We start from the raw sequence: 14,594 nt of genomic DNA, 5'->3' as shown, positions 1-14,594 counted from the left end.
ATGAATATGAATTTCACACCATAACGGAAAGTGCAGAACATATCAATGGAAAGAGAGGATTGGCATGTATGGATTAACGAAAGATTTTATTCGAAACGGCGGAGCATTTATGGTATTGGAAAAAGCGGAAGGGCTGCGGATGGACGAATTAAGCCGTGTACAGACGGGCATGATGTCCTCCAATCATATTCCACGGTTATTGCCTCTCCACATACGTGAGATGGATCGGAATGTCACTCTTCAGTATGATATTTCCGGGTATAAAATGTTGTCGCAGGTTTTGAAAGCAGGCAAAATCAAGCTGCATGTGCTGTACGGTCTGTTGTTTCAACTCGCAGACACATTCACGGAATGCCGTCAATATATGCTGGAACCTCGTAAATTAATGCTGCAGGAAGAGAGTATATTTTTAAAGGGATCACTGGAGCAAGGAGAGCTGGGCATGGTTTATGTACCTGTTCAGGATTCGTTGGCTGCAGATCCGACTCCGGGACAATTTCGCGAGCTGGTAATCAGGCTGATGGCTTATGTTCAGGAATTGCAGGGAGAAGGAATTCAGCGAGTTCTGCAATTATGTGATAACGAACGGTGGAATATTGGACAACTGCGTGAATTATTGCTTGAGCTATATGCAGATGAGCAAGGAGGATCAGGTAGTTCTGCTTTCCTGTCATCCCGTGCCATCGAAACAAGAGAAAATGGGAATGGAAACGACGAACGTCCTGCTCATGTTGAACCAGTGTATGCTCTTCCTCAAGTACAACGTTCGTTTAGACAGAGTGACCTTCCAATGATCAAGCATGGCAAAATGCGGGATGAACAGTCCAATCTTCATCAGCAGTCGGACGCGTTACCAGAACAGGAAGGGGTGAAGGGCAGTAAGCCGATTTCAAGCTTTCTAAATTCACGTCCCTCTAGGGAAGCTTCACCACCATTGGCAGGCAGCGTAGATCCATCGTTGCACCAATCTAGCGAACTTCCACATGGGGAAGACTTGGAAATGGATCCGAAGACCGGAACGTCGAAGGTAACATATATCATCCTTATTTGCATGGTCAGCATAGCCTTGGTGTGGAGATTCGCATACATGGAACAGCCCGGGCAAACACCAATGATCATATCCATCGTTCTAAGTCTTGCATTGCTTGCAGTTGCAGGCTGGGCATGGATTAGTAAAGGAAAATTCAGCTTATCAAAAGCCGTAAAACTTAAGAAGATTGATCAAGCTTCTTTTCTGGGCTTGGGTAAAAACAAAAACGAAGAGGAAGCAGAGGAGATGTATCAGGAAAGCTGGCGCTGGAATGCTTCTGATGCGAAGGTGGAAAACAATACGCCTGAACAGGGGTATGCGGGTACCACTTTGAATTCCCGTTTTCAACAGTTACATACAGAATCAGAATTTGTACCCATAACTCAACATTCCGATTATGCCTCTGCATCAACATCTGAGTTAAACCAAAACGACCTTGGAACGGAGGCTACCGTAAATTTGCAGAGTATCTCCGTCGAAGCAGGGAAGGATGTGGCTCCTGCATTTCCAGCCTTCTATCTGGAGCGTAGATCGGCAGCAGGTGATCGGAATGAACGGATGGATGTACGTGGAGCTTCTTTTGTGATAGGCAGGTCGGCAGAGATGGTTCAGTGGGTGGATGCGACAACCGGTGTGTCCCGGGCTCATGTGGAACTGAGCCGGAACAAATCAGGCTATGTTATTAAGGACCTCGGCTCCGTGAATGGAACCATTCTTCAGGGCAAACCGCTGGCACCTTATAAAGAATATCCACTGGAAGATGGGGACACATTTACTTTGGCCGAATCCGTTTATACCTATCGTTCAGTCGGATAAACCGCGATGTTTCAAATCTTCCAGGGCATCGGTGAGGGTTGGGAATGTGAATTGAAAACCGTAATCCAGTGCCTTCTGAGGGATGACACGCTGCCCCTGAAGCAGCACAACAGAGAGTTCTCCAACCACGGTTTTAATCAGGAATCCGGGGACCGGGAACCAGTGTGGTCGGTGATATACTTTGCCAACCGTGCGTCCAAATTCGTCATTGGTCACGGGGTTCGGCGAGGATGCATTAACCGGACCCGAGATTTCCCTGTTTTGAATCGTAAAATCAATAAGCCTAACAATATCCAAAATGTGTATCCAGGTCGTCCACTGTTTGCCACTTCCAATTCTGCCGCCTACCCCGAGCATATATGGCAGCTTCATTAACGGAAAAGCTCCTCTTTTATGACCAAGAACCAGGCTTACACGAATTTTGACCAGTCTCACATTTTTTATGGCATCTGCAGCGATCTCCCATTGCTCAGCGACACGAGATGGGAAGTTCATTGATTTTTGCGGACAGCTCTCATCAAATGTCTCTGTTTGGGATGTTCCGTAGATAGCCATGGCTGATGCCTGAACGACAACTTCCGGTTTATGTTTCAGCTTATCTAATAGACGGGCTACCTTGGATACAGTCGTTACCCTGGATTGCACAATCTCGAGCTTGGCTTTGGTCGTCCAGCGCTGATTCAGTGTTTCTCCGGCAAGGTTGACCAACGCATCCAAACCCTCCAGTAAGTGAGGCATCTCCTCTAACTGTTCCCAATTAATATATGTAAGGCGTTCGCCGGGATCATGAAGATCAGGCAGTTTGCGAGTAATAATCTGAACCTGATGTCCTGCTTGCAGCCAGTAATCTACAAGTGCACTTCCTACAAATCCTGTTCCTCCACAAATGGCAATCTTCATGTTTCTGCCCTCCCTATATTGTTATACTTCATAAATTGGATCAACAAACAGCCCCGGCGGTAAGCAATGCCTGACTGGGTATGACTTACCTGGTGGGGCTTGTGTGTTGGACCATGAGTGGACTATTCCATCCACGTTTTGGAATGGTTCTTATTTATTCATTAAATGTTTGTAAGGCGAATAATCAATTTTGTTTTTCTCCAGAAATTTAACCAGAAACTTATTATCACGCTTAGGTGTGGCTATAATGTATCCTTTAATACAATGATCTCTGGACACCTCTGTTGCTTTGTTTTCAACAGCGATTTTACCAATCTCTGCAGCAATGGAATGTTTGGCGATATCGCGAAACGGTCCCGGTACGGGCTCTACGAGTTGATCCAGGAAAGCCTTGGCTTCATCCGTCCATAAGTGGCGGCTCGCTTCGACCCAATAATTTTGCCAATCCAGTTTGGACTTGCCGTCCGCTTTTGGGAGCACTTTCAAAAACTTGCGCATCATAAAAAATCCGCCGATACACATGCTGCCAAGCAAAAGAAAGGTCCAGAATGCGATCGTATTCATAAACCAATTGCTGGGGGAACTGCTGGCCAACGTCATAGCGTAGGATCCGAAAATCATTGCGGAGTCACCTCGGTTCATTGATTTTCACGGAAAGACGGATTCCGCCCACCATGTTCCAAATTAGCTGTAAAAAATAGCCTGTATCCCGAATTATAGCGCATTTCTAGATTTATTTCGATAATCGCGTTAGAATAAGGGATAATTCAGAAAAAAGGGGGATCAATGATGCTGAAAATCGGCTCCCACGTGTCCTTTTCGGACAAGGGATTATTGAGTGCAACGAAGGAAGCGTCCTCGTACGGTTCCAGTTCGTTTATGATATATACAGGTGCTCCGCAAAATACGCGCCGCAAGCCTATTGAGTCCATGTATATTGAGGAAGGCAAGCTTGCCATGCAGGAGGGCGGAATGGAAGATATTGTTGTCCATGCGCCATACATTATTAACCTTGGTTCTTACAAAGAAAACACGTATGAGCTGGCTGTAAGCTTCCTTCAGGAAGAAATCCGCCGGACACATGCCATTGGCGTCAAAAATATCGTGCTGCATCCCGGTGCTTTTACGGACAAGGATGCCCATTATGGCATCGGACGGATTGCCGAAGGATTGAATGAAGTGCTCGACGGTGTTAAAGAGACCGATGTCAAAATCGCTCTTGAAACGATGGCTGGCAAAGGAACCGAAATGGGCCGCAGCTTCGAAGAGATCGCACAGATCATGGAGAAAGTAACACACAACGAACGCCTTGCCGTATGTATGGACACATGCCATATTCATGATGCAGGCTATGATATTGTGAATGATCTGGACGGTGTGCTTGAACAATTTGATCGCACGGTAGGGCTTGACCGCATCACAGTAATGCATATTAATGATAGTAAGAACCCTGTAGGTGCTCGTAAGGACCGTCATACACCCATTGGTTCGGGTTGGATTGGCTTTGAAGCCATTAATCGTATCGTTCACCACGAGGCGCTTCAGGGACGTCCGTTTATTCTGGAAACACCTTGGATTGGCAAGGAAGCCAAGACACAACGTCCAATGTATGAAGTAGAGATTGCATTGCTTCGTGGAGATGTGACTGGTCGATTTGGTCCGGAATTCCTGACGGAAGTGGAACAGCTGCAGCACTTTTTCCAAGGAAAAGAGATTGACTCCCGTTCCTATATTCTCGATATTTGGACACTGCTCAAGAATGATGCCAAAGCCAAAAAAGCTGATCCGCGTGAACCGCTGGAGCGGTTGTATGATCTGGTGGCGGAAGCCGCGTTGTTCCCGCATTTGAACGAAGAGCAACTGAATCAACGCTTGATCGCCTGGCTTGCAGGAAAAGAACTGCTGGTCACGGCTTAATTTGAAGGAGGAAGAATAGCCCGATGGAGATTCACGCTAAACAAGTACGTCCTGATTCCAAAAACCGCGCCGATCGGGCGCGGATGCTTATTTCCTGTCCAGACGGTCCAGGAATTGTTGCTGCAGTATCCCATTTCTTGCACCAGCATGGTGCAAACATCGTCCAGTCGGACCAGTACACCATGGACCCGGCTGGGGGCATGTTTTTCATGCGCATTGAGTTCGATTTGCCACAATTGACAGCAAGTCTAGCCAAGTTGGAAGCTGATTTTACGGAAGTGGCAGAACGATTCAAGATGGAGTGGTCTCTCTCTGCTGTCAGCCGCAAGAAGAAACTCGCTATCTTTGTATCCAAGGAAGATCATTGTCTGGTTGAATTGCTGTGGCAATGGCAGGCAGGGGACCTAGATGCTGACATCGCTCTCGTGGTGAGCAATCATTTGGATATGAAGGACTACGTGGAATCATTCGGTATTCCGTATCATCATATTCCGGTTACTGCCGATACGAAGAAGGAAGCGGAGCAGCGTCAGCTGGACGTCATTGGTAATGATATTGATGTGATTATTCTTGCACGTTATATGCAGATTATTTCCCCGATGTTTATTGAGCATTACCGCAACCGGATTATTAACATCCATCATTCGTTCCTGCCAGCATTTGTCGGTGGCAAACCGTATGCCCAGGCGTACAACCGTGGTGTTAAAATTATCGGAGCAACTGCTCACTATGTGACTGAGGAACTGGACGGCGGACCGATTATCGAGCAGGACGTTCAGCGTGTAAGTCATGGAGATGATGTAACTGAATTGAAACGGATCGGGCGTACCATTGAACGTGTCGTACTTGCACGTGCGGTGAAATGGCATGTCGAAGACCGCATTCTGGTTCATGAGAATAAAACCGTTGTATTTTAATCATACGCTTTAATACTGTGCAAGGTTGATTCGGGACTACACGAATCTGCTATGGGATAAGAGAAAAGGCGATTACCTACTCGTTAGCCGATTAGGGGTCGCCTTTTTGCCGTTTCCATATTCGTCCGCACACACCAAGGAGAATACCAAACAAGAGATGCCCGATTACCCAAAGTAATATCGCTCTGAAGTCTAATAGACCGGGAACGCGGGCCGATAGTTGGGAGAGCGGGATATACAGCAGAGAAGAAACGGCACCGATTAGAATACCTCTAAACAACGGATGTCCTGAACGCTGAATCCACCAAAAATAGAAGATGCCCATAATTATGGAAACACCAAGATGAAGGGTAAATTCAATCCATTCAGGTAATGTTGGCGGAAGCCAGGGGACAAAATCGATATTCAGCAGCAGGGTATAAACATTTTCACCCGTGTAAGCCTGAAGCACTTTAAGGAAAAATCCGAGGAAAAGGCCGGAAATAATACCTGTTAATGTCCCGGATATCCAGGGTAATGGATGGTTTAACGACTTTTGTTGCAGCGAATAATGCTCCTGCACGAGACAAGCCTCCTTCTATCCTGAAGTAACACAGACATAGAGATTTCGAATCAAAATGAAGGACTATTATATTTCAGAAAAAAACTTCGAGCTCTAGAAAGTGTATGGTTTTCCGGTTAAAGGTTATACTTCTTCCGATGGATTTGCGAGGCTTGCCAAGTCGGAACATGGGCCGAAATGCTCTGCAGAACAACATTATTCAGCACTGGAATAAGCCCGCCTCACCCACAAACAACCGAATTTTCCGGAACTTCTAAAAGAAGGTTATGGAAAAGCTTCACGCCAAGTGATACAATACAAAAGTGAATAAGTCAAAATGAAACATTCAAGCGGATTCACTTATTGTTATATACGGTTTGCTTGTATGATGAGAGGGATTCGCTTGCGCACCCGACTTATCTAAAGACATGAGGAGGACAAACCATGACTGACAAGAACGAAGCGATTCAAAAGGACGAGAACAACACAATCGACAACCTGTCGATCACCACTGTACGTACTCTGGCAATTGATGCAATCGAGAAAGCAAAATCTGGACACCCGGGAATGCCTATGGGCTCCGCTCCAATGGGGTACCAACTTTTTGCAAAAACGATGACACATAACCCGGACCACCCAACTTGGGTTAACCGGGACCGTTTTGTGCTGTCTGCAGGACATGGTTCCATGTTGCTGTACAGCTTGCTGCACCTGAGCGGCTACGATCTTCCTATGGAAGAATTGAAACAATTCCGCCAATGGGGAAGCAAAACTCCGGGTCACCCGGAATTCGGACATACTGCAGGCGTTGACGCAACAACTGGCCCACTGGGCCAAGGGATTGCAATGGCTGTAGGTATGGCGATGGCTGAAGCTCAACTCGGCGCGACATACAACAAGGATAAATTCAACGTAATCGACCACTATACTTACGCAATCTGTGGTGACGGTGACCTGATGGAAGGCGTATCCCACGAAGCAGCTTCGCTTGCTGGACGCCTGCACCTGGGTAAACTGATCATGTTGTTCGACTCCAATGACATCACTCTTGATGGCGAGTTGAACCTGTCTTCTTCCGAAAGCATCGCAAAACGCTTCGAAGCTTATGGCTGGCAAGTGCTGCGCGTAGAAGATGGTAACGATCTGCCTGCAATTGAAAAAGCAATTCAGGAAGGACAAGCAGATACACTCCGTCCTACACTGATCGAAGTGAAAACAGTTATCGGTTATGGTAGCCCGAACAAACAAGGTAAAGGCGGCCATGGCGGTACTCACGGATCCCCACTGGGTGCAGACGAAGCCAAACTGACCAAAGAATTTTACAAATGGGTTTACGAGGAAGATTTCCACGTACCGGCTGAAGTTCGCGATCACTTTGCTCAAGTCAAAGATCGTGGTATCTCCGCAAACAAAGCTTGGGACGAGAAATTCGCCGAGTACAAAAAGGCATTCCCTGAGCTGGCAGCTCAGTTTGAAACAGCAATCAACGGTGACCTTCCAGAAGGCTGGGACCGCGATCTGCCTAAATATGCTGCAACAGACAAAGCACTTTCCACTCGTGTTGCTTCCGGTAACGCACTGAACGGTCTGGCGCACAATGTGCCTCATCTGACTGGTGGATCTGCTGACTTGGAAAGCTCCACAATGACACATCTCAACAACATTGCTAACTTTGCTCCAGAAGATTATTCTGGCCGCAACATCTACTTCGGTATCCGTGAATTCGGTATGGCGGGTGCAATGAACGGTATGGCACTGCACAGCGGTGTGAAAGTATTCGGCGGTACATTCTTCGTATTTACCGACTACCTGCGTCCGGCTGTTCGTCTGGCTGCCCTGATGGGTCTGCCTGTGACATACGTACTGACTCACGACAGTATCGCTGTTGGTGAAGATGGTCCTACGCACGAACCAATTGAGCAATTGGCTTCCCTGCGTATCATTCCTAACCTGACGGTTATTCGTCCGGCTGACGGTAATGAAACATCTGCTGCATGGGCTTATGCGCTTGAGAACAAGAGCAACCCGGTTGCACTGGTACTCACTCGTCAAAACCTGCCGATCCTGGAAGGAACAGTAGAAGGCTCCCGTGAGAACGTAAAACGCGGTGCTTATGTTGTTTCCGATGCAAAAGACGGCAAAGCTGTAGCACAAATCATCGCTACAGGTTCCGAAGTGCAGCTGGCTGTCAAAGCTCAAGCGGCACTGGCTGAACAAGGTATCCAAGTTCGTGTAATCAGCATGCCGAGCTGGGATCTGTTCGAGAAACAGGACAAAGCTTATAAAGAATCCGTCCTGCTTCCGGATGTTAAAGCTCGTCTGGCGATTGAAATGGCTTATCCAATGGGCTGGGAGAAATATGTTGGCGATCAAGGCGACATTCTCGGAATCAGCACATTTGGTGCATCAGCGCCTGGTGATCGTGTTATCGAAGAGTATGGCTTCACAGTTGATAACGTGGTTAGCCGCGTAAAAGCATTGCTGTAATAGCTTGATAAACGCTGCTATGGATGGGATGGCGTGATCTGTCCTGTTCATGGCAGTAAAGTTAATTCCGGCAGAGAAAGGATGAGCATTCATCCTGATCTGTTTTGCCTTTTGTTTTCATTAACTTCAGGGGGAGCGGGTACGCATGTCACAGTTTGATCAAGTCAGTGTAGTGAAAGAGGCCAACATTTATTATGATGGCCAGGTAACCAGCAGAACGGTTATTTTGGGGGATGGCAGCAAAGTGACTCTGGGCATCATGCTTCCAGGCAGCTATGAGTTCGGAACGGATTCCCGTGAAATTATGGAGATTCTGTCCGGCGATCTGAGAGTATTGCTTCCCGGAGAAGAAGATTGGCAAGAGATTCAAGGTCAAGCTACGTTCCACGTGCCTGCCGAATCCAAATTCAAACTGGAGATACGCAGCGTTACCGACTACTGCTGCTCGTACCCGGCGGAATAATACAAGAAGGGTAGCCAAAACCGCATTCAGCGGATTTGGTTTACCCTTTTTGCTTCTTGAATTGAAGTGACAAAGTTCAAGCTGCAAGCTTGTCAGCCCCGTGGATTTGAAGTATTCTTATGCTAAGTTGTTTGATATGGAAAACGGAAAAATAAGCTACCGATATCAGGAGGTTTTTAGATCATGGCAAAAAAAGTGAAGTTTGATTACAGCACTGCCTTGCAATTTGTGAACCAGCATGAAGTGGACTATTTCGCTGAACCGATTCGTCTGGCTCACGAGCAGCTCCACAACGGAACAGGAACCGGATCGGATTATCTGGGCTGGATTGACCTGCCAACCGCTTATGACAAAGAAGAATTCTCCCGCATTCAAAAAGCGGCTGCCAAAATCCAAAGTGATTCCGAAGTACTGATCGTTATCGGTATCGGTGGTTCATACCTGGGCGCACGTGCAGCAATTGAAATGCTGACACACTCTTTCTATAACAACCTGCCAAAAGAGAAACGCAAAACGCCTGAAATCTATTTTGCAGGAAACAATATCAGCTCCACATATGTAACTCATTTGCTGGATCTGGTAGAAGGCAAAGACTTCTCCGTAAACGTGATCTCCAAATCGGGTACTACAACCGAGCCGGCCATTGCTTTCCGTATCTTCCGTGCAGCACTGGAGAAAAAATACGGTAAAGAAGAAGCACGCAAACGTATCTATGCTACGACGGACAAAGAGCGCGGCGCACTGAAAAAACTGGCAAACGAAGAGGGATATGAGTCTTTCGTTATTCCGGATGATGTAGGTGGACGTTACTCTGTTCTGACAGCAGTAGGTTTGCTGCCGATCGCTACAGCTGGCATAAGCATCGAAGAAATGATGCAAGGTGCGGCTGACGCATCCAAGGAGTACAGCAACCCGAACGTAGCTGAGAATGAAGCATACCAATATGCAGCTGTTCGTAATGCATTGTATCGCAAAGGTAAAGGTACCGAGATTCTCGTAAACTACGAGCCGTCCCTGCACTTTGTATCCGAGTGGTGGAAACAGCTTTACGGAGAGAGCGAAGGTAAAGATTTCAAAGGAATCTATCCTGCATCTGTAGACTTCTCAACAGATTTGCACTCCATGGGTCAATTCATCCAGGAAGGCAGCCGGAACATCTTTGAAACGGTCATTCAGGTAGCTGAAGTGTCCGATCATATCTCGATCGAATCCGACCCGGATGATCTGGATGGTCTGAACTTCCTTGAAGGCAAAACGATGGACTTTGTAAACAAAAAAGCGTTCCAAGGCACTCTGCTTGCACATACAGATGGTCAAGTACCAAACCTGATTGTGAATATTCCGGATATGTCTCCATATTCTTTCGGATATCTGGTATACTTCTTTGAAAAAGCATGCGGCATCAGCGGATACCTGCTCGGGGTTAACCCGTTTGACCAACCAGGGGTAGAAGCTTACAAGAAAAATATGTTCGCCTTGCTGGGCAAACCAGGCTTTGAAGAAGAGAAAGCAGCGCTTGAAGCGAGACTTTCTGAATAATTCATGGTTTGACTCATATAGTTAAATAATGCGTGTGTAATGACACCCGGGTTACCTTGTGAGGTAGAATGTATTGTAACCCGGATGTTTAAACCAAGGCAGTTCATCCGCGTCCGCGCGGGGAACTGCTTTCTTGTAAAATGGATTAAATCGGAAAGTTGGATTGAAATGCTTGAACGTTACCGCACGGTTCGAGGACCGGGCAATCTGGAAATTGTCATCAAGAAGTCGCGATTTATCGGTCATATTATGCCAGTTACAACGGAAGACGAAGCGGTTGCTTTTATCGATGAGATCAAGAAAAAACATTGGAATGCCACTCATAATTGCTCCGCATACATGATTGGGGAGAGAGATGAGATCCAGAAGCAATCCGATGATGGGGAGCCAAGCGGAACTGCCGGGAAACCCATTCTGGAAGTTATCAAAAATCAGCAGCTGAAAAATGTGGCTATTGTAGTTACACGTTATTTTGGGGGAATCATGCTTGGAGCTGGCGGGTTAATCCGCGCATATACGGATGGAGCTGTAGCTGCTATTGAAGCAGGAGAAGCGATCACCAAAGTGCTTCATCGTGAAGTGTTTGTGGAACTGGATTACACGTGGCTGGGAAAAGTGGAAAATGAATTAAGAAGCCGGGAAGTCCGTACGGGTGAGACTGGATTCACCGATAAGGTTACGTTGACTTGTCTTCCGCCGGATAGTGAAACCGAGGCATTTATCGCCTGGATCACGGATTTGACGCAAGGGCAATCCCGGATCACGGAGGGACAGCGGCTTTATTTTATTGAAGGGGAATAAAATATATGGCTAGAAGAGCAGTCGAACAAGAGTTGTCGAGGGAGCGGATCCTGGAGGCGGCGAGGCATCTTTTTATAACCAAAGGATACCGCGCCATTTCGATGCGAAGCATCGGCCAGCATCTGGGCTATAGTCATGGGTCGCTGTATTATCATTTCAAAGAAAAGGCAGAACTGTTCTATGCCATCGTGGTAGAAGATTTTAACCATTTGGGACATTTGCTGCTGCAAGCCATGGTCAGGCCAGTCGTGGGCGGTATAAGCAAGGTAGAGCACATCATGCTGGAATTTATTCGTTTCGGTCTGGAGAATCCGTATCAATACGAGATTATGTTCATGATTCGGGATGAGGAGCTGTTGTCCTATTGTCGCACGGAGCAGGGAAGATGCTTTGAATTGTTCGCTTCAATTGTTAGGCAGTACATGAATGAAGAAGGCTGTACGGATGAGGATATTCAATGTGTGCCACGCACGCTGTTTTTATCCATGCATGGATTCATATCGTATTATATTCAGGATCGTGTAACGTTTGCTGAGATTGAATCATCGGCGTTATCTCATGTCAAAGTGCTATGCCGCAATCTACAACACCAGCCTGGCGTCCAATAAAAGGCGCTTTTGTCGCACTCCTATACTTCAGGGCGGTGAATTGTCATAACATTAATTCTTTATAACGTTGTCTCGCGAAAGTTTAATTGCGCGGAAGACCAAGACAGGCGGATCATAGCCCTAAACCAGGGTAGACTGCCTGTTTGTGTTTTGTCTAAACTACCCTTCCATGATCTTGATATAATACTCTCGCTCGCGAGGGCCGTCGAATTCACTAAAATAAATCCCCTGCCATCTGCCCAACAATAATCTTCCTTCATGAATGATCACCGTTTGTGATGGTCCGGTTGTAATCGACTTCAGGTGAGAAGCCGTATTCCCCTCGGCATGTCGATATTGGGGATGTTCCCAAGGGTATACTTCATCCAGACGAAGCAGCACATCATGCTTAACATCCGGATCAAAATTTTCATTGATGGCGATCCCGGCAGTTGTATGGGGACAATAGACAAGTACAGTTCCGTTTTGCACACCGCTGCTCTGGACAACCTGCGCTACTTCCCTCGTAATATCCTTGATTTCATCCCGTTTGGAAGTCGATAAATTCTTCGTATATAACATTCTTGCACCACTCCTTCTACGCGTATTTTGTCCTCTAGATTGTACCTTAACCACTACATCGCAAACAAACCATGTACTAGGTGAATATAAGATTTACGCAATGACAGCGATCGAAAAACGGTACTGCGGTCGGTGCAGGTTTGAATAAAATTTTACCGTTCAACTTAGTTTGGTTTCTTATCGTGTGATCAGTATAAATTCATCTTATATAAACCCCAATGATATACAATAAAAGCATTGACGATTAGCACTGCAAACTGGTAAAGTATCAGATAAGCAAAAAACCAAGTAGACTAATGGGAATAATATTAAAGTGATATAATCCAACTTAGGAAAATGAATGTACCAAAGCAGGGAGACTGCCGACCGGATATGGAACCGGAGGCTGGGAGGGAATGCAGCAATGAATACCGTTCTTCGTCACAAGGGATGGACTTGGGGATTCCGCAGTACTGTATTGCTATACTTTATCGTACTCATTGTGCTTCCAATTATCGGTGTGTACGTCAATTCCTTCTCCGAAGGATGGAGCAATTTTGCCGAGAGCATTATGGATCCGATTGCATGGAAAGCCGTATTGCTGACGGTTCGGCTGGCTATTGTCGCCACACTGATTAACGTGGTTCTGGGCACGATGATTGCCTGGGTGCTTACGCGTTATCGTTTCTTAGGAAGATCGTTTCTCAACAGTCTCGTAGATCTGCCCTTTGCACTTCCGACTGCAGTTGGCGGGTTAATGATTATGCTGCTGCTGGGACCAGTCAGTGCTGTGGGCAAGCTGGCTGAAACCATGGGGTTTGAAATCGTGTTTCATCAGCCTGCGATCGTCATTGCGATGACCTTTGTTACGTTTCCATTTGTGATTCGTGCAGTGCAGCCGTTGCTTGAAGAGATCGACCCTTCCGAGGAAGAGGCCTCCTACACCATGGGGGCATCGAGGGCTCGTACGTTCAGGCAGGTGATTCTGCCATCGATGGCTCCGGGCATGATCAGCGGCGGTATGCTCGCTTTCTCCAGAGCCCTTGCAGAATTCGGTGCAGTTGTACTGGTGGCGGGCAATATTCCGGGCAGAACGCTGACGGCTTCCGTATTTATCTACGGCGAAATTGAAAGTGATAACCCTACGGGTGCAGCTGCTGTATCCGTGCTGCTCCTGACGCTCTCTTTCCTGATCCTCTGGCTGATTAATCTGGTGCAGATGCGGGGGAGAAGACGATGAGGCGGTTATTGATCGGACTGACGTTTGCGGTATTTATTGTACTTCTGATTATTCCTCTGGGACGTATTTTTATCGGAGCATTTGAAGATGGTGCAGGAGGTTTCCTGGATGGGCTGATGCGCCCTGAGGCGCTGCACGCCTTGATGATGACTGGACTTGTTGTGCTGGTCGTCACGCTGTTAAATACTTTGTTCGGCATAATGATGGCAATTTACCTCGTACGTGCTGGATGGCTTAGTGACCGGATCAAAGGATTGCTTAACAGCATTGTAGACCTGCCTTACGCGGTGTCTCCCGTCATTGGCGGGTTAATGATTGTATTACTGCTGGGGCCGAACAGCATCATGGGTGCTTTTTTTGAAGGAATAGGATTTAATGTGGTCTATGCCTTCCCTGGCATGGTCATTGCAACGCTGTTTGTCACCTTTCCGCTGATGGTCAGGGAGGTTATGCCTGTTCTGCAGGAACTCGGTTCACAGCAGGAAGAGGCTGCTTCTACACTTGGCGCTTATGGATGGAGGACGTTCTGGAGCGTTACCTGGCCTTCCATCCGCTGGGCTGTCGTATACGGACTTGTCCTTACCGTGGCGCGGTCGCTTGGGGAGTTCGGTGCAGTGCTGGTGGTATCCGGCAATATTATGAACAAAACACAGACGGCAACAACGCTTGTTTATCAGGATGTTGAGAATTTTAATGTCTCTGCCGCAAATGGTGTGGCATTGGTACTGGTTACCTTCTCCGTTGGGCTGCTGCTCATGATGGAATGGGCCAAGAAGCGAAAGGAAGTGCATTGAG

14 protein-coding genes are annotated in these 14,594 nt (G+C 47.0%); 10 read left to right on the top strand and 4 right to left on the bottom strand.

The features are described from left to right. The first annotated feature begins 64 nt into the window (after window positions 1–64). Window positions 65–1,846 (top strand): DUF6382 domain-containing protein, encoded by a 1,782-nt coding sequence (locus AB3N00_RS11350; RefSeq protein ID WP_413034618.1) that lies wholly within the window; start codon window positions 65–67, stop codon window positions 1,844–1,846. Here the strand turns inward: AB3N00_RS11350 and AB3N00_RS11345 are convergent. Together AB3N00_RS11345 and AB3N00_RS11340 are read right to left on the bottom strand one after the other, a co-directional pair. Then, window positions 1,835–2,746, bottom strand: coding sequence for a TIGR01777 family oxidoreductase (locus AB3N00_RS11345; protein ID WP_413034617.1), 912 nt, complete (start codon window positions 2,744–2,746; stop codon window positions 1,835–1,837). The genes AB3N00_RS11350 and AB3N00_RS11345 overlap by 12 nt on opposite strands. Before the next feature lie 150 nt (window positions 2,747–2,896). After that, window positions 2,897–3,367, bottom strand: coding sequence for a DUF2621 domain-containing protein (locus tag AB3N00_RS11340; protein ID WP_413034616.1), 471 nt, complete (start codon window positions 3,365–3,367; stop codon window positions 2,897–2,899). A 168-nt stretch (window positions 3,368–3,535) separates the two neighbouring features. Here AB3N00_RS11340 and AB3N00_RS11335 point away from each other — a divergent pair, with 168 nt between their 5' ends. Both AB3N00_RS11335 and purU read left to right on the top strand, forming a co-directional pair. Then, window positions 3,536–4,663, top strand: a complete 1,128-nt coding sequence (locus AB3N00_RS11335) for a deoxyribonuclease IV (protein ID WP_413034615.1) — start codon at window positions 3,536–3,538, stop codon at window positions 4,661–4,663. Between the two features lie 23 nt (window positions 4,664–4,686). Further along, a complete protein-coding gene (gene purU, locus AB3N00_RS11330; RefSeq protein WP_413034614.1) occupies window positions 4,687–5,580 on the top strand; it encodes a formyltetrahydrofolate deformylase in 894 nt (297 codons plus the stop codon). A 91-nt stretch (window positions 5,581–5,671) separates the two neighbouring features. Here purU and AB3N00_RS11325 read toward each other — a convergent pair whose 3' ends face one another. Continuing rightward, window positions 5,672–6,142 carry a hypothetical protein gene (locus AB3N00_RS11325; RefSeq protein ID WP_413034613.1) on the bottom strand — a complete coding sequence of 157 codons (471 nt, stop codon included), beginning with the start codon at window positions 6,140–6,142 and terminating at the stop codon, window positions 5,672–5,674. Window positions 6,143–6,565: 423 nt separating this feature from the next. Here AB3N00_RS11325 and tkt point away from each other — a divergent pair, with 423 nt between their 5' ends. The 5 genes from tkt to AB3N00_RS11300 all read left to right on the top strand — a co-directional run bounded on the left by tkt (window position 6,566) and on the right by AB3N00_RS11300 (window position 12,019). Continuing rightward, window positions 6,566–8,608 (top strand): transketolase, encoded by a 2,043-nt coding sequence (tkt, locus tag AB3N00_RS11320; RefSeq protein ID WP_154892557.1) that lies wholly within the window; start codon window positions 6,566–6,568, stop codon window positions 8,606–8,608. 145 nt (window positions 8,609–8,753) lie between these two features. Beyond that, a complete protein-coding gene (locus AB3N00_RS11315; protein ID WP_095289203.1) occupies window positions 8,754–9,071 on the top strand; it encodes a pyrimidine/purine nucleoside phosphorylase in 318 nt (105 codons plus the stop codon). Window positions 9,072–9,254: 183 nt separating this feature from the next. Then, window positions 9,255–10,610, top strand: a complete 1,356-nt coding sequence (locus AB3N00_RS11310; protein WP_175398278.1) for a glucose-6-phosphate isomerase — start codon at window positions 9,255–9,257, stop codon at window positions 10,608–10,610. 168 nt (window positions 10,611–10,778) lie between these two features. Next, window positions 10,779–11,411 carry a YigZ family protein gene (locus AB3N00_RS11305; RefSeq protein WP_413035251.1) on the top strand — a complete coding sequence of 211 codons (633 nt, stop codon included), beginning with the start codon at window positions 10,779–10,781 and terminating at the stop codon, window positions 11,409–11,411. A gap of 5 nt (window positions 11,412–11,416) precedes the next feature. Next, window positions 11,417–12,019 carry a TetR/AcrR family transcriptional regulator gene (locus AB3N00_RS11300; RefSeq protein WP_413034612.1) on the top strand — a complete coding sequence of 201 codons (603 nt, stop codon included), beginning with the start codon at window positions 11,417–11,419 and terminating at the stop codon, window positions 12,017–12,019. A 159-nt stretch (window positions 12,020–12,178) separates the two neighbouring features. Here AB3N00_RS11300 and AB3N00_RS11295 read toward each other — a convergent pair whose 3' ends face one another. After that, on the bottom strand, window positions 12,179–12,580 hold the full coding sequence (locus AB3N00_RS11295) for a secondary thiamine-phosphate synthase enzyme YjbQ (protein ID WP_413034611.1): 402 nt from the start codon (window positions 12,578–12,580) through the stop codon (window positions 12,179–12,181). A 403-nt stretch (window positions 12,581–12,983) separates the two neighbouring features. On the opposite strand from AB3N00_RS11295, the gene cysT reads away from it, so the two are divergent. Both cysT and AB3N00_RS11285 read left to right on the top strand, forming a co-directional pair. Next, entirely contained in the window at window positions 12,984–13,799 is an 816-nt protein-coding gene (cysT, locus tag AB3N00_RS11290; RefSeq protein WP_413034610.1) for a sulfate ABC transporter permease subunit CysT, read from the top strand. Next, window positions 13,796–14,593, top strand: a complete 798-nt coding sequence (locus AB3N00_RS11285; protein WP_175398282.1) for a sulfate ABC transporter permease subunit — start codon at window positions 13,796–13,798, stop codon at window positions 14,591–14,593. Before cysT ends, AB3N00_RS11285 begins: the two co-directional genes overlap by 4 nt. Window position 14,594 lies beyond the last annotated feature (1 nt).

The sequence above is a fragment of the Paenibacillus xylanilyticus genome (assembly GCF_047246825.1).
GTDB classification, from domain to species: domain Bacteria; phylum Bacillota; class Bacilli; order Paenibacillales; family Paenibacillaceae; genus Paenibacillus; species Paenibacillus xylanilyticus_B.
This window is presented reverse-complemented; position numbering and strand designations above follow the sequence as displayed.